Annotated in this window: 14 protein-coding genes; 10 read left to right on the forward strand and 4 right to left on the reverse strand. The window is 66.2% G+C overall.

The features are described from left to right. Positions 1-18 precede the first annotated feature (18 nt). Together N4G42_RS18360 and N4G42_RS18365 are read right to left on the reverse strand one after the other, a co-directional pair. On the reverse strand, positions 19-600 hold the full coding sequence (locus tag N4G42_RS18360) for a FlgO family outer membrane protein (protein WP_056066854.1): 582 nt from the start codon (positions 598-600) through the stop codon (positions 19-21). Further along, a complete protein-coding gene (locus N4G42_RS18365) occupies positions 597-1,331 on the reverse strand; it encodes a hypothetical protein (protein ID WP_260668195.1) in 735 nt (244 codons plus the stop codon). Before N4G42_RS18365 ends, N4G42_RS18360 begins: the two co-directional genes overlap by 4 nt. 176 nt (positions 1,332-1,507) lie before the next feature. Between N4G42_RS18365 and N4G42_RS18370 the strand changes: the two genes are divergently transcribed. Both N4G42_RS18370 and N4G42_RS18375 read left to right on the forward strand, forming a co-directional pair. Beyond that, positions 1,508-2,800: an AI-2E family transporter gene (locus N4G42_RS18370; RefSeq protein ID WP_056066850.1), complete on the forward strand. Its 1,293-nt coding sequence runs from the start codon at positions 1,508-1,510 to the stop codon at positions 2,798-2,800. A 349-nt stretch (positions 2,801-3,149) separates the two neighbouring features. Beyond that, entirely contained in the window at positions 3,150-3,443 is a 294-nt protein-coding gene (locus N4G42_RS18375) for a DUF4148 domain-containing protein (protein WP_260668197.1), read from the forward strand. Between the two features lie 206 nt (positions 3,444-3,649). Here the strand turns inward: N4G42_RS18375 and ppc are convergent, their stop codons facing one another. Beyond that, the gene (ppc, locus tag N4G42_RS18380; RefSeq protein ID WP_056748236.1) at positions 3,650-6,439 is read right to left on the reverse strand and encodes a phosphoenolpyruvate carboxylase; all 2,790 of its coding nucleotides are present in this window, start codon (positions 6,437-6,439) and stop codon (positions 3,650-3,652) included. Positions 6,440-6,567: 128 nt separating this feature from the next. On the opposite strand from ppc, the gene hemC reads away from it, so the two are divergent. From hemC to N4G42_RS18420, 8 genes are all read left to right on the forward strand, one after another. Continuing rightward, positions 6,568-7,500, forward strand: a complete 933-nt coding sequence (gene hemC, locus N4G42_RS18385; RefSeq protein ID WP_260668198.1) for a hydroxymethylbilane synthase — start codon at positions 6,568-6,570, stop codon at positions 7,498-7,500. A 9-nt stretch (positions 7,501-7,509) separates the two neighbouring features. Next, positions 7,510-8,337, forward strand: a complete 828-nt coding sequence (locus N4G42_RS18390; RefSeq protein ID WP_260668199.1) for a uroporphyrinogen-III synthase — start codon at positions 7,510-7,512, stop codon at positions 8,335-8,337. Next, entirely contained in the window at positions 8,334-9,467 is a 1,134-nt protein-coding gene (locus tag N4G42_RS18395; protein ID WP_260668200.1) for a uroporphyrinogen-III C-methyltransferase, read from the forward strand. Before N4G42_RS18390 ends, N4G42_RS18395 begins: the two co-directional genes overlap by 4 nt. Positions 9,468-9,471: 4 nt before the next feature. Continuing rightward, a complete protein-coding gene (locus N4G42_RS18400; protein WP_056066830.1) occupies positions 9,472-10,749 on the forward strand; it encodes a heme biosynthesis protein HemY in 1,278 nt (425 codons plus the stop codon). A gap of 378 nt (positions 10,750-11,127) precedes the next feature. Continuing rightward, on the forward strand, positions 11,128-11,700 hold the full coding sequence (locus tag N4G42_RS18405) for a cytochrome b (protein ID WP_260668201.1): 573 nt from the start codon (positions 11,128-11,130) through the stop codon (positions 11,698-11,700). 118 nt (positions 11,701-11,818) lie between these two features. Then, entirely contained in the window at positions 11,819-12,394 is a 576-nt protein-coding gene (locus N4G42_RS18410) for a YceI family protein (protein ID WP_056066824.1), read from the forward strand. Between the two features lie 116 nt (positions 12,395-12,510). Continuing rightward, complete coding sequence (locus N4G42_RS18415) at positions 12,511-13,086, forward strand: YceI family protein (RefSeq protein ID WP_260668202.1); 576 nt, start codon at positions 12,511-12,513, stop codon at positions 13,084-13,086. Between the two features lie 211 nt (positions 13,087-13,297). Beyond that, entirely contained in the window at positions 13,298-13,921 is a 624-nt protein-coding gene (locus N4G42_RS18420) for a VOC family protein (RefSeq protein ID WP_260668203.1), read from the forward strand. A 176-nt stretch (positions 13,922-14,097) separates the two neighbouring features. On the opposite strand, the gene N4G42_RS18425 is transcribed toward N4G42_RS18420, so the two are convergent. Beyond that, positions 14,098-15,957: a M48 family metallopeptidase gene (locus tag N4G42_RS18425; protein WP_260668204.1), complete on the reverse strand. Its 1,860-nt coding sequence runs from the start codon at positions 15,955-15,957 to the stop codon at positions 14,098-14,100. Positions 15,958-16,057: the final 100 nt, after the last annotated feature.

Here is a 16,057-nt window from a genome sequence, read left to right on the forward strand (position 1 = left end):
AGAACGCCGAGCCAGCCATCAACGCCCCGCAAGCAAGGTGCGCACGTTCTCGTCCACGGGCACCGCATAGTTGTGCGCCGCCATCACATGGTTGCCCACCGGGTTCACCAGCTTGAGGCTGATGTACACCACCGAGGCCGACACCGCGTACGTGCCCACGACCACGGCCTGCGCGTTCTGCGCCTGGCTGACTTCCCGCACCTCGCGCGACAGCAGCAACTCGCCCTGTTCGCGGTGCAGCACCAGGTTGTCGCGCAGCTTCACTTCCGTCACGCGCAGCCCGCGCTGCACCATGCGTCCCGCGATCTGCTCCGAAAAGATGCGCCCCAGCCGCGACGACTCGTTGAGCCGGTCCACATTGACCAGGGTGGCCACCAACAGCGGCTGGCTCGCGTCCAGCGGCGCGTTGAGGAGCAAGGCATCCGTTGCCCGGTCGTTCACCTCGATCAGGTCGGTGCGCGACACGCCACCCGCACTGTTGCCGTAGTAATAGCTGTGGACCGGGTTGGTCGAGCAGCCCTGCACCGCCAGGGCCGACACCACCACCATGCCCAAGCACCACGCGGACCTGAGCTTGCCGGGATGGAAACGGCGCATCATGGTGCCACCACCCGCCAGGTTTTAACGGGGGTGGGTGGGGGGGGCGGTGGTGGCGGAGGCGGTGGTAACTGCGTTTTGTACAGCGGCGAATCATCGGGCTCGACGTAGTACACGTCTGCGGTACTCGCCAGATAGCGGTCACCGCTTTCGAGTGACGTCGTGATGAGCACCTCTGTGCGCGTCGGCCCGCCTGCGGCAGATCCGTCGATGGCGTATTGCGTGAGGTCCGTCACCGCGCCAAGGGTGGCAACGCCCGCCAGCATCGACCCGACGCCCTGGCGGAACAGATACCAGTCTCGCGCCACACCGACGCCCAGCGCCAGACGCGTCCAGGGCATGGGCCCCCAGGTTTGCACGCGAGCATTGTGCTGGACCACCTGGGTCTCAAACGTGAGGGTGACCGCCGTGGGTTGTGTGGACAAAACGACCCCGCGATCCAGCAGGCGCGTGATGAGCAGCTTGCGAAAGCCGTTGTTGAAACTGGTGTCGCCAGGGCTCGGCGCCAGGTAGATGGGGTACTCGCCGGCTGGCCAGGCACTGATCTTGCCCGCGATGCGGCCCGCCACGTCGTCGGCCAACACATCCCAGTGGTGCACGGCGCGTGCTTTTTTCTGGTCGGTGGCCGGATAGTTGTCGGCACGCGGAACATCCAGCGACGAGCATCCGCCCAGCAACACCGCCAGTGCTGCCGTCGTGAGTACGCGCCCAGGGAGGGAGTGTTGAGGATTCATGCGCACACGCCCCTTGTCATGTTGTGATGCCGTCCAATTGCATCGCATCATCCTAATGGCCTCAGCAAAGCACCATCGCGGGAACAAAGCCCGTTTTCCGTCGCACTTTGCCAACGCCGCCGGCGTTGGGATGGCCACCTACAAAGCACGTACCCGGCCTGCCGCACAATCCGCGCATGACCGCGCCCTCTGCTGCTCCTTCCGCACCCACCAGCCCAACGACAGCCGCCGTTGACGATGGCAGCCCCGACCAAGCGGTGACCAGCCAGGTCGCAGCAGATGCCAGCCACACTCCAATCGCCGACGCGCACGCAGACGCACCCACAGTCCCTGCGCCTCCGGTTTCAGCACCAGCGCCTCACGCGCCCCTCATGCTCCACATGCCTGTGGACGTGCGCAACCTCTCCCTCGCCCTGCTGGCACTGTTCGCCAGCGTGGCGCTGCTGCACTGGGCCAGTGCGGTGTTCATCCCGATCATGCTGAGCCTGCTGCTGACCATTGCACTCCGGCCAGCGGTGGAGATGATGGCCCGGTGGCATGTGCCGCGGGCGCTGGGGGCGGGCTTGTTGCTGGTGGCCATCGTCGCCGGGCTGGCCAGCACGGCCTGGTCGCTGAGTGACGGGGCGGCCCAGCTGGTGGACTCGGTTCCTGTCGCCGCCAAGAAGGTCCGCGACAACCTCAAGGCACGCGCGGGTGGCAGCAGTCCGCTGGACACTGTGCAGAAGGCGGCCACCCAGATCGAGCAGGCCGCCAACGAAAACAGCGCCGCCAGCGCAGCGCCCCGCCGGGGCGTGCAGCGGGTGATCGTGGAGCGCCCGCCCTTCAACATCCGCGACTACCTCTGGAGCGGCACCATGGGCCTGATGTCGGCGCTGGGGCAGCTGATGGTGGTGGTGTTCCTGACCTACTTTGCCCTCGCCTCGGGCAACCTGTTCCGAGACAAGCTGCTGCGCATTGCGGGCACCAGCCTGGAGCGGCGCAAGGTCACCATCCATGTGCTGCAAGACATCACCCAGCAGATACAGCGTTACCTGCTGCTGCAGGTGTTCACCAGCGTGCTGGTCGGCCTGGCCACCGGCGCGGCCTATTGGGCATTGGGGCTGGAAAACGCCGCCGTATGGGGCGTGGTGGCCGCCGTGCTCAACCTCGCGCCGTACATCGGCTCGGCGCTGGTCACAGGGGCCTCGGCCCTGGTGGCTTTCTTGCAGTTTGGCACGCTCGACATGGCCATGGCCATTGGCGGTGCCTCGCTGGTCATCCACACGCTGATCGGCAACCTGCTCACGCCGTGGCTCACCAGCCGCACCAGCAGCATGAGCCCCGTGGCCGTGTTCATCAGCGTGCTGGCCTGGGGCTGGCTGTGGGGCCTGTGGGGTCTGCTGCTGGGCATCCCGGTGATGATGGCCGTGAAGGCCGTGTGCGACCGGGTGGAAGACCTGAAGGCCGTGGGCGAGTTGCTGGGCGACTGAGCGACTTGGCCACCGAGCACGCAGTGTCTGCCACTAACGCCGTCACTGCGGCTCGTGCGGTCCGGATCTCGGCACCTTTCCACACGTGGACTCTGGCATCGCACCAGAGATGCAGCTCCCCGAATTACCGAACACCAGGGCGCAACTGCGCCACCCAACTGTCGTTGGTCATTGTTTCCAATACTGGAACAGTTAGTTTGCGACTGGGTGGTTTTTCCCTGAACACCATCGGCGTACAGTTCAACCCATCGATGAGCCGAACCCGCAAGGCGACTCACCGAACCCGGTTCAGAAATGGTTTTTGACCCGGCTTTTTTGAGACGCTTTTTAACTTTCAAGGATTTTCATCATGAACAAGACCGCCCGTTTCCTCTCCATCGCCGCTGTTGCCGCTTTCGCCGCTTTTGGTGCCCATGCAGACGAAGCCGATGGCTCGCAATTTGCCCTGAAGTTCGACACGAACCGCACCCGCGCTGAAGTGGCTGCCGAAGCCGCTACCGTGGCACAAACACGCAGCATCGAGCCTGCTGGCTCGCGTGTGGTGACCTATAAATCCACCGCTGACCGTGCTGCCGTGCGTGCCCAGGCTGCCGAAGCTCTGCGCACCGGCCAGATCCCTTCGGGCGAATTCAGCGCCATGTAATCGCATGACCGATTGACGCAGTTGCGGGACTTCCCATGGTGGTGGCACTTCGCGCGGTGCGGATGCTGCTGCCATGGGAGGTGTTTTAGACACACAGTTCCACACTGGCCAAACAAACGGGGCTCCCATTGGGAGCCCTTTTTGTTGTGGGTGCCCGCGATAGCAGCAGGCTGGAAAGTGCGTGTTCGGACCGCTGTGCCCGCAGATCAGCCCGTATTGCGCAGCCCCGCTGCAATCCCGTTGATGGAGATGTGTATCCCGGTCTGCACCCGCTCGTCGCCCTGCCCTGCGCGCCAGCGGCGCACCAGCTCGACCTGCAAGTGGTGCAGCGGATCAATGTACGGGAAGCGGTGCTTGATGGACCGCGCCAGCGCCGTGTTGTGCGTCAGGCGCTGCTTGTCGCCCGTGATGCGGGTGAGTGCATCGGCCGTGCGGTGCCACTCGGCCTCGATGCTGGTGAACACCTTCTTGCGCAGGCGCGCGTCGGTCACGAGTTCGCTGTAGCGTGACGCCAGGGCCAGATCACTCTTGGCCAGCACCATGTCCATGTTGGACAGCAGGGTGCGGAAGAATGGCCACTGGCGGTACATCTTCTGCAGCAGCGCCAGCTGGGCCTTGGGGTCCTTGCCTTCGGTGTTGATGAAGGCTTCCACAGCCGAGCCAAAACCGAACCAGCCGGGCAGCGTGAGGCGGCACTGGCCCCAGCTGAAGCCCCAGGGGATGGCGCGCAGGTCTTCGATCTTCTGGCTGGCCTTGCGGCTGGCAGGGCGCGAGCCGATGTTGAGCTCGGCGATCTCGCGGATGGGCGTGGAGTTGAAGAAGTAGTCGGTAAAGCCCGGGGTCTCGTACACCAGCGCACGGTAGCTGCCCATGCTGGCCAGCGAGAGCTGCGCAGCAGCATCCAAAAACGCCTTGGTGGCGGGCTTGGTGGGCTGCAGCAAGGTGGCTTCGAGCGTGGCGGCGACCAGAGTTTCCAGGTTGCGTCGGCCGATTTCGGGGTTAGCGTATTTGGAGGCGATGACTTCGCCCTGCTCCGTCAGACGGATCTGGCCGCGCACGGTGCCGGGCGGCTGCGCCAGAATGGCCTGGTAGCTGGGGCCACCGCCACGGCCGACAGTGCCGCCCCGGCCATGGAACATGCGCAGCTGGATGCCGTGGGTGGTGGCGAGTTCATCGAAGAGTTCGACGAGGGCGATCTCGGCGCGGTACAGCTCCCAGTTGCTGGTGAAAATGCCGCCATCCTTGTTGCTGTCGCTGTAGCCCAGCATGATGTCCTGCTCGCCGCCGCTGCGCTGCACCAGAGCTGCCACACCGGGCAGCGCATAGAACTCGCGCATGATGGGCGCGGCATTGCGCAGGTCTTCGATGGTTTCGAACAGGGGCACCACGATAAGGAGGTTCTTCGACTCGGCATCCAGCGTGCCGTTCATCAGCCCCACTTCCTTTTGCAGCAGCAGCACCTCCAGCAGGTCGCTCACCGTTTCGGTGTGGCTGATGATGTAGTGGCGAATCGCCTCATGCCCGAAGCGCTCGCGCATCACACGGGCGGTTTCAAAGATGGCCAGCTCGCCCTGGGCGTGCGCGGAATACTCGGCGCCTACCACGCGCAGCGGGCGCGCGTCGTTCAGCAGCTTGATCAGCAGTGCGCGCTTGGCGGCCTCTTGCAGGTTGGCATAGTTGGGCTCGATACGGGCCTTGGCCAGCAGCTCGGCCACCACCTCCTCATGCTTGTCGGAGCTTTGGCGCAGGTCCACCGTGGCCAGGTGGAAGCCAAACACTTGCACGGCGCGGATCAGCGGGTGCAGTCGCTCGGCAGCCAAGGCCTGGCCATGGTGGGACTGCAGCGAGGCCTCGATCACCTGCAGGTCGGCCAGGAACTCCTCGGCACTGGCATAGGCGTTTTGTGGCGCCACGGCATGGCGCGCAGCTTCGCCACCGGTCAGATCCTTGAGCGATGCGGCAAGGCGCGCATAGATACCAGTCAGCGCACGGCGGTAGGGCTCGTCCACGCGGTGTTCGTTGGTGTCGGGCGAGCGCTGGGCCAGGGCCTCCATCTCGGCCGACACCTGCACCAGGCGGGCCGACAGCGACAGCTCGCCGCCCAGGTAGTGCACCTCGGTCAGGTAGTGGCGCAGGGCCACTTCGGCCTGGCGGCTCAGGGCATATTGCAAGGTCTGCGCGGTGACGTTGGGATTGCCGTCACGGTCGCCACCAATCCACTGGCCCATGCGCAAGAAGCTGTGCACAGGGTACTGGCCCAGCTCGTTTTCCAGGTCCGCATAAATCTTGGGGATCTCACGCAGAAAGGTGGCTTCGTAATAAGAAAGCGCGTTTTCGATCTCGTCAGCCACCGTGAGCTTGCTGTAGCGCAGCAGGCGCGTCTGCCACAACTGTGCCACGCGGGCCCGCAGCAGGGCTTCGTTGGCAGCCAGCTCGCGCGGGGTGAGCGCGTCCTTGGCACTGTTGTAGAGCTGGGCGCGCACCTGGATGTCGTCGCGTGTGGCCAACAACTGGGCGATGTCGCGCTCGGCGTCCAGAATGCTCTTGCGCTGCACCTCGGTGGGGTGGGCCGTGAGCACGGGGGCCACGTAGCTGCCCGCCAGCGTCTGCGAAATCGTCTTGGGCGCAATGCCTGCCCAGCGCAGGCGCGAGAGGGCGACCTCGATGCTGCCCTCTTGCGTGTCGCCTGCGCGCTCGTGCACAGCGCGGCGGCGGATGTGGTGGCGGTCTTCGGCCAGGTTGGCCAGGTGGCTGAAATAGGTGAAGGCGCGGATCACGCTCACCGTCTGGTCGCCCGACAGGGACTTGAGCAGCTTCTTGAGCGCGCGGTCGGCCTCCTGGTCGGCGTCGCGGCGGAAGGCCACGGAGAGCTTGCGGACCTGCTCGACCAGCTCATAAGCCTCCACCCCCTCCTGCTCCCGGATCACATCGCCCAGAATACGGCCCAGCAGGCGGATGTCATCAATCAGGGGCTGGTCCTTGTCGGATCGTTTCATGCAGGAGTCTCCGGGATGGGTGGGATGGCCTGGCGCGTTGAGCCCGCATGGCCGCAGGCCGCACCAGCCCCAGTGCGGGCGCATGCTAGCATCCTGCGCCGCTGAATAATTACAAACAGGTTACGAACTTGAGCCCCTCGCCAACGCCCCCCATCGTCATCGCCACCCGCGAAAGTCGCCTTGCGCTGTGGCAGGCCGAGCATGTCAAAGCGCTGCTCGAAGCCCGTGGCCACAGCGTGCAACTGCTGGGCATGACCACCAAGGGCGACCAGATTCTGGACAAGTCCCTCAGCAAGGTGGGCGGCAAGGGCCTGTTTGTGAAAGAGCTGGAAGTGGCGCTGGAAGAAGGCCGCGCCCACATTGCCGTGCATTCGCTCAAGGACGTGCCCATGGAGCTGCCCGAGGGCTTTGCCCTGGCCTGCGTGATGGAGCGCGAAGACCCGCGCGATGCCTTTGTCTCCCCCCGCTACGAGAACCTGGACGCCCTGCCGCAGGGTGCCGTGGTGGGCACGTCGAGCCTGCGCCGCCAGGTGCTGCTGCAGGCTCTGCGGCCTGACCTGAAGATCGAGCCCCTGCGCGGCAACCTCGACACCCGCCTGCGCAAGCTGGACGAAGGCCAGTACGACGCCATCGTGCTGGCCGCCGCAGGCCTCAAGCGCCTGGGGCTGGAAGCCCGCATCCGCACCACGTTCGAGCCCAGCGCCATGCTGCCTGCTGCAGGCCAGGGCGCGCTGGGCATCGAGGTGCGCAGCGACCGGCAAGACCTGATCGAAGCGCTGGCACCGCTGGCCCACCAGACCACCTGGCTGACCGTGGCCGCCGAGCGCGCCGTGAGCCGCGCCATGGGGGGCAGCTGCTCGATGCCCCTGGCAGCGCACGGCACCTTCACCCAGGGCGTGCTGCAGCTGGACGCCGCCTGGGGCGACCCCGAGGACAAAGCACCGCTGGTGCGCGCCCAGGCCTCTGCCCCGGTCACCACACTGGCGCAAGCGGAAGCACTGGGCGACGCGATTGCGCAGCGCCTGCGTGCTGGGGGTGCGCGCGGCGTCACCCCGGCCTAAGAGCCTGAGATGGGCACCTCAGCGCCCCGGGTCATCGTCACACGCCCTGCCCGCGAAGCGGCGCATTGGGTGGCGCAACTGGGCGCACACGGCATACAGGCTGTGGCGCTGCCCCTGATTGCGATTGGTCCCTGCACGGACGCTGCCCTGCAACAGGCGCTGGACTTGGCCCGCGCCAACATCGGCAACTACCGCGCCCTGATGTTTGTCAGCGGCAACGCCGTGGCGCACTTCTTTGAGTCAAATCACCCTGTAGCGCTGGATATTCATACCCTGGCAGCTACAAAAACAAGAGCATGGGCACCTGGCCCAGGTACCACCCGCGCGCTGGAGCAGGCGGGCGTACCGCGCAGCGCCATCGATGAGCCCGCGCCCGACGCGCCGCAGTTCGACTCGGAAGCGCTGTGGCGCCAGGTGGCCCCCCAGGTGCGGCCTGGCGACCGCGTGCTGATCGTGCGCGGCCGCTCCGCCACACCCCAGGGCGCACACGAATCGCCCCAGGGCAATGGCCGCGAGTGGCTGGCCCAGCAGATCGAGGCGCAGGGCGGTCAGGTGGAGTTTGTGGTGGCCTACCAACGCGGCGCGCCCCGCTTCACGGCCCAGGAGGTGGCGCTGGCGCAACAGGCGGCGCACGATAGCTCCGTCTGGCTGCTGAGCAGCTCCGAGGCGGTGGCCCACCTGGCCGAGGCCCTGCCCGGCCAATACTGGGGCGCAGCACAGACGCTGACCACCCACCCGCGCATCGCCGAAGCGGCCCGCGCAGCGGGCTTTGGCACCGTGCGGGAATGCCGTCCGGCGCTGGAAGATGTGGTGGCCTCGATAGAATCGGCCGCATGAGTTCTGCGCCCCCCGACGATCTGCCCTCCACGCCCCCTGCAGCCCCTGTGGCCGCCGCTGTGGGCGCGCCGGCAGTGAGCCCGGCCCCCTCGGCCGCTGCGCCAGCCGCTGCCACCGGCCGCAGTGGCGCCATGACCTTACTGTTGGGCACCGTGGCGGTGGCCGCATTGGTGAGCAGCGGCCTGCTGTGGCAAAAGCTCAGCGCCATCCAGGAACAACTGGCCCGGCAGTCCGCCGACTCGGGCGCCCTGGCCATCGAGGCCCGCACCATGGCCCGCCAGGCCGAAGATCTGGTGCGCGACACGGCGGCTCGCCTCTCGGTGGCGGAAGCCCGCGTGAGCGAGGTGGCCCTGCAGCGCAGCCAGCTCGAAGAACTCATGCAAAGCCTGTCGCGTTCGCGCGATGAAAACCTGGTGGTGGACATTGAGTCGGCCATCCGCCTGGCGCAGCAACAGGCCCAGCTCACCGGCAGCCTGGAGCCGCTGGTGGCAGCGCTCAAAAGCGCCAACCAACGCATCGAGCGCTCTGCCCAGCCCCGCCTGGCCCCCGTGCAGCGCGCCATCGGCCGCGACCTGGACCGCCTGACTCGCGCCACCGTGACCGACACCGCCGGCCTGCTGGCCCGCCTGGACGACCTGGTGCGCCAGGTGGACGACCTGCCCGTGCTCAATGCAGTGGCCCAGGCCGCCTCGACCAAGCGCCTGTCCGCCGGCCCCGCAGCCCCTGGCAGTGCCCCCGCCCCCACCGAGGGCCTGGCCTGGTGGCAAGCGGCCCTGCAGCGTAGCTGGGAGGTGGTGCGTGACGAGGCCCGCAGCCTGGTGCGCGTGAGCCGCATCGACCAGCCCGAAGCCATCTTGCTGGCCCCTGAGCAGACCTTCTTTTTGCGCGAGAACCTCAAGTTCAAGCTGCTCAATGCACGCCTGGGCATCCTGGCACGCCAGTTCGAGTCGGCCCGTGCCGACCTGACCGCGGCCACCGCAGCGCTCAACAAGTATTTCGACCCCGCATCGCGCCGCACCCAGAACGTGGCCTCCACCCTGCAGCAGGCCCAGGCCAGCATGAAGGCGGCCGAGCTGCCGCGCCTGGACGAAACCCTGTCGGCGCTGGCCACCGCCGCTGCGGGACGTTGACGATATGCGTGCTGCACTCTGGCTTTTGGCGTTGTTTGGCGTGGCGGTGGCGGCCGCGCTGTTTGCGGGCAACAACCAGGGCACCGTCACCCTGTACTGGCCGCCTTACCGCATCGACCTGTCGCTCAACATGGTGGTGTTGCTGCTGGTGGGCGGTTTTGTCACCGTCTATGCGGCGCTGAGGGCCCTGGCGGCGCTGCTGGCGCTGCCGCACCAGGCACGCCGCTGGCGCGTGCAGCAAAAAGAGCGTGCCATGCACGGCGCACTGCTCGACGCCTTGACCCACATGCTGGGCGGCCGGTTCATCCGCTCGCGCAAGGCCGCTGTGGCCGCGCTGTCGCAAGAACACGCGCTGGAGGCCAGCGGCGAGGCCGTGCCCCACGGCAAGCAGCTGCGCGCGCTGGCCCACATGATCGCCGCCGAGGCGTCACACGCCCTGCAAGACCGCGCCACCCGCGAAAGCCATCTGCAGGACGCACTGCAGGAAGCCCCCATGCGCGGCTCCATCAACGAGCAGGAAATGCACGAAGGCGCCCAGATGCGCGCCGCCCGCTGGTCGCTGGACGACCGCGATGCCAACGCGGCGCTCGACCGCCTGGCAGCCCTGCCCCAGGGGGCCGCGCGGCGCACCCTGGCGCTGCGCATCAAGCTCAAGGCCACCCGTCTGGCGCGCCAGACGCAAGAAGCACTGGACACCGCACGCCTGCTGGGCAAGCACCGTGCGTTCTCGCCCAATGCCGCACAGAGCATCGTGCGCGGCCTGGCCACCGAACTCATCAACAGCGCGCACGATGTCGCTCAGTTGCAGCAGATCTGGCTGTCGCTGGAGACCAGCGAGCGCAACATGCCCGAGCTGGCCATCCACGCCGCCCAGCGGCTGGCTGCACTGGGTGGCGATGCCACGCAGGTGCGTGCCTGGTTGCTGCCCGTGTGGGAACGCATGGTGGAGCTGCCCGATGCCTTGGCCGAGCAACACGCTCTCAAGCTGGTGCGTGCGCTGGAGGCGGGGCTGGATGCGCTCGACGGGCCCTGGCTGGCCCGCATCGAGTCCGCCCAGCAAGCCAACCCACGCGACGCCCGCTTGCAATACCTGGCGGGCATGGCCTGCCTCAAGCGCCAGCTGTGGGGCAAAGCCCAGCAGCTGCTGACCCAGGCAGCCCAGCAGCTCAACGACGCGCCAATGCGCGCCAGCGCCTGGCGCCACGTGGCCGAACTGGCCGAACAACGCGGCGACGACAGCGCCGCCGTCAGCGCCTGGAAACAGGCCGCGCTGGCCCGATAACCCGGGCATCTCGGGGTGCTCTGGCGCCCCGCCCCCGTACCGCCCGCCATCGCTGCACTTGATGCGGCCACCTCCCCCATTCGCCAAGGTGTCTCCACAGGGGCACCGGCGCACCAGCAAGGTTCAGGCAGGCGCCACGCCGGTGCCCTGCGGATGCCAGCAAACAGCCGCTCCGCAGAAATTGCACAGCATTGGGGAACTTTGAGCGCTCAAGGCATATCGATTCAATAAATTTGAATCAAGGCATCAATCTGCCTGAAGCAGATCACGGCCAGCGCTTCCTACACTGCGCCATCGCCCAGCGCGTTGTGCCGCCAAGTCCGGCGGCCCTTGCAGCCTTCACTCACCTCCTTTGTGCACCGACCTCCAGATTCGCTGATGACAGCCACTTACACGACGACCCCCGACACCCCGCGCCGGTACACGCGCACCGCCATGCTGTTGCACTGGGTGCTGGGCCTGGCGCTGATCGCTCTGTTTGGCGTCGGTGTCTACATGGCTGACCTGCCCTTTTCGCCCCAACGGCTGAAGCTGTACAACTGGCACAAATGGGCCGGCGTGACCATCCTGGTGCTGTCGGCGCTGCGCCTGCTGTGGCGCGCCACGCACCGCCCACCGGCGCTGCCCAAGGCGGTTGAGAAGACCATGCCCGGCTGGCAGAAGCTCGCGCACCACGGCACACACCACCTGCTGTACGTGCTTTTCTTCGCTGTGCCCCTGATTGGCTGGGCCTACAGCTCCGCGGCGGGGTTCCCCATCGTGTTCCTGGGCCTGTGGCAGCTGCCCGACTTTGTGCCGGTGAGCAAGGACCTGGCCGAGGCCATCAAGCCCTGGCACCAGTACACCGCGTTTGCATTGGCCGCGCTGGCGCTGCTGCACATCGCCGCAGCGCTCAAGCACCAGCTGGTCGACCGTGATGGCCTGCTGAACCGCATGCTCCCCGGGAAATAACCAGCCCCCACCTGCGGGGCGCCATGACAACCCCTGGTGGGTACCTTGCCCACCTCAAAGGTCGCTCGCCCCCTGCGACCACCGCTTCCACCTTTTGTGAATTGAACGGAGTTTCTGCATGCATCTGTCTTCTACCTTGTCCCGCATCGTGATCGGCGCTGCCCTCGTTGCGGGCGCGCAAGCCGCCCTGGCCCAGCAGCAGCTGGTGCCCGCGCAGAGCGAGGTGCAGTTCACAGCCCGCCAGATGGGCGTGCCACTGGAAGGCCAGTTCAAGAAGTTCAGCGCCCAGGTAGCGTTTGACCCGGCCAAACTGGCCACCAGCAAGATCGCCTTCACGGTGGACACTGGCAGCGCCACGCTGGGTTCGCGCGAGACCGATGCAGAGCTGCCCAAGCCCGCGTGGTTCAACGTGCCCAAATTCCCGCAAGCCCAATTCGTGTCGTCCAGCATCAAGGCGCTGGGCGGCGGCAAGTTTGAAGTGGCGGGCGCGCTCACCATCAAGGGCAACAGCCAGAACGTGGTGGTGCCCGTGACGCTGACCCAAAGCGGCCCCACCACCACCGCCACAGGCGCGCTGCCCATCAAGCGGCTGGCCTTCAAGATCGGCGAAAACGAGTGGGCCGACACCTCCATGGTGGCCGACGACGTGCAGGTCAAGTTCAAGCTCGCGCTGACCGGCGTCGGCAAGCTCTGAGCGCCGCCCCTCTGCCCGGGCCCCACCGGCCTCCGCCTGCCGTCCGGGCACGGTCCCCGTGGCTGGTGCCTTCCCTTTTCCCTTGTCCTTTCCTTTTTGATCTATCAGGAGTTTCCATGCGCAAGTCCCTCTTCGCCCTGGCCGCCGCTGCCACCCTGTTCGCCGGTGCTGCCCAAGCCCAATCGGCCAACTACGCCATCGACCCGACGCACACCTTCGCCTCGTTCGAGATCAGCCACTTTGGCGCTGCCGTGAACCGTGGCCGCTTCGACAAGAAGGAAGGCACCGTCCAGCTCGACAAGGCCGGCAAGTCGGGCAAGGCCGAGATCACGTTCGATGTGACCTCGGTGAACACGGGCACGCCCGCATTTGACAAGCACCTGCAAAGCGTTGACCTGTTCGACGCGGCCAAGCACCCTACGATGAAATTTGTCTCCAGCAAGTTCGTCTTCAACGGTGACAAGGTCGCCAGCGTCGAAGGCCAGCTCACACTGCTGGGCAAGACCGCCCCCTTGACCCTCAAGGCCAACCAGTTCAACTGCTACGACAGCCCCATGCTCAAGCGCGAAGTGTGCGGCGGCGACTTTGAAGCCACCATCGACCGCACCCAGTGGGGCATGAACTACGGCGTGGAATGGGGCTTCCCCAAGAACGTGCGCCTGGTGGTGCAGATCGAAGCCGTGAAGCAGTAAACCAGGCCGAGCGGACCTGGGGTGCAGCGGGCTGACTTGCTCCGCCCCGCCTCCGGCTGCTTGCGACCAGCCACCCGTGCGCCTTGCGCCGGGTGGCTTTTTTTTGGGGCCAGCCCGTCCTCATCTGCCAGCCTTCTGGGTATAAAAATTAACTTAACGTAAATCAATTACGAATAGTAGAATTGCACTCACCGATTTGAGGAGACTCTGCATGAACGCCGTTCTGAACCCGACCGACCTGGCCAGCCTGCCCGCACCCGCCGCCATCCAGCAGTTGCACCACTACGCCTACAAGGCCCGCGACGCCGAGGAAACGCGCCAGTTCTATGAAGACATCCTGGGCTTGCCGCTGTACCACATCATCCAGAGCGACTATGTGCCCAGCACCGGCGAGTACTGCCCCTACACCCACTTCTTCTTCCGCCTGCAGGACGGCTCGTTCATCGCCTTTTTCGACCTGGGCGACGACGTGAAGGCCGAGCCCTCGCCCAACACGCCCCTGTGGGTCAACCACATCGCGTTCCGCGTGAACACCGTGCAGGAGCTGGAGAACACCAAGCAGCGCCTGGAGGCGCATGGAGTGGAAGTGCTGGGCGTGACGGACCACCACATCTTCAAGAGCATCTATTTCTTCGATCCCAACGGCATTCGCCTGGAGCTGTCGGCCCAGCTGGCCAATGACGAGCAAATGGAAAAAGACAGCACCGTGGCCCACGCCCGCCTGCGCGAGTGGACGGCACGCAAGGAGCAATGGCGCAAGGAACGCGCCGAAGGCAAGGTGGATGCGCCGCTCAAGCCCCAGCAAAACGACCGGCCGGAGTTTGTGCGCAAGTAAGCCGGCCTGACCACACGCCCCCACGCACCGCCCCACGGTCCACGGGGCTGGCTGCGCTGGATGGGGTGCGCAGCCCCGTCAAACGGTCCTCCCACCGCCTTGCATGGGATTCTTTTGGCCCTACCGCGCTGAAGCGCTACATCCTATTGCCTCAGCAGCTATACAAAATATAGCAATCATCCCGCTGCCTGTTGCTGCGCACGCATGATCTGGTGGCGCTGCCAGTAGTGGCTGACCACGGCGTTGAACTGGTCCTTGTCCTTCTTGAGACCGGGCAGCTTGATCTTGCTGGTCTTGGCGCCCAGGCCCAGGGCGTTCTTTTCGGGGTGGGTCACGATCAGCGCGTTGCCAAAGCTGCTTTCCTTGAATTCCAGCCCCTTGATGGCGTCCCAGAACACCGTGGTCTCATCGGCCGAGGTACGGATACCGTCAATGCTCACCTCCACCGTCGCGTCGCCCTTGAGGGCAAACACCACGGGCGGGAAGTACTGCAGCACCAGGGCCCGCTCCTCGTCGTTCGCAGGCTCGTAGCGGTAGGCTAGGCTGCGCTCGTGGTCTTGCGCAAACTGCTGCTCGTAGGCGCTCCACAGCCGCTGCTCGATGGCGTCGGCGGTCAGGATCTCCTGCACCCAGGTGGTGGCGGGCGCACGCACGGCAATCGCGCCGTAGTCGCGCTCTTTCAGGGCCATGCCCACGTTGCGCAGGCGCTCGGGCATGGCGGGGTGTGAGTCGAAGGGGTGCGGCACATTGGCCGTCTTCATCGCATCCACAAAGTCGGGCGATGCCGCGTAGGGCGCCAGCCCCTGGGCCACAAAACTGGCAATGCCCAGCGTGCTGTTGTCGTGCCGCTCGTTGCGGCCAAACAGTTCGTCCTCGATACGGTAACGGTACTGGGCGTAGGCGGCAATCTTGACCAGCGACTGTGCAATCGCCGCCGGGCTCACCAGCTTGGCCGCCAGGCGGTCGGCCTTGAACTCACGCTCGCGGCTGTCGCTGGCCAGGGCGATTTCGAAAATGGTGCGGTACAGGTCCAGCAGCGGCGACGCCATGGCCGACAGCCCGCCCGTGCGGATGGCGTGGCGGTAGTGGTCAAACTGCACCAGCTTGGGCCCCAGCTGTGCGCTGCGCCGCGTGTCGCCCCCGCGCAGGTGGGCCAGTTCATGGCCCAGCACGGCGTCGGCCTCGGTCTGGTCCAGGATGCGCAGCAGCGGCAGGCTCACAAACAGCGTGCGGCCCGTGAGGGTTTGCTGGCCCACGGTGATCGGGGCCTCGGTGACAAAGAAGTTGGCATCGATGCCAGCCACGATGTGCCGGGGCGGCTCCGTCTTCAGGCGTTGCGCCAGGTGGCGAATGCGCTGCCACAGCAGCGGCGCATCGGCCTCGGCCACCAGCTCGCCCACCACCTGGTTGCTGGACTGCACGCGCTTGAAGATGCCCGCCACTGCCACCAGCACCCCCGCCGCCACGGCAAACCCCACAAACAGCACCAGCTTGGGCGAGTACTTGTGGAAGAAAAACGCCGTCACCCAGAAGGACAGCCACACCGCCATCGTCCCTTGCACCACCAGCGCCGTGGCACTGGCCCAGGACGTCAGCCGCCAGCCCGCCACAAAGCTCGCGTACTGCAGCGTGCGGTCGGCAAACGCCAGCGCCCCCAGCCCCAGCACCGCCAGCAGCAGCGCCGCGCTGGCCACCAGCGTCCACAGCGACAGCTTGCGCGCCATGTGGAACTGCCAGACATCGGAGAAGGTGTCGCAGAGCGCCTCGCGGTATTCGCGGGCCTCGGGGTCTGCATTGCTGCAAATGGTGGACGGCGGGTTGCTGCGGTAGTAGTCCTTGCGCGCCTGCTTCTCGTCGGCGGGCAGGCCCTTTTCGGCATCGATGCGCTGGCTGATACCGGCCACAAAACGGGTGTCCTGGTCGGTCTGGACATGGCGGGCGAACACGTAGGTCACCGCAGGCACCAGAAACAGCGCCAGCAGCGCATAGGCAAAGACCTTGACCAGGCCCAGGCGCCAGGCAGATTGAAACGTCATAGGTTCGAATGGTTGTGACGGCCCGGCACCGTGGCACCGGAAGGCTGAACGCCCCCCGCAAGCCACCGCACCAGTCCTTGTTGTAAATCGTGATCCTTAG

It is taken from the genome of Acidovorax sp. K2F, from assembly GCF_025246485.1.
GTDB classification, from domain to species: Bacteria; Pseudomonadota; Gammaproteobacteria; order Burkholderiales; family Burkholderiaceae_C; genus Acidovorax; species Acidovorax delafieldii.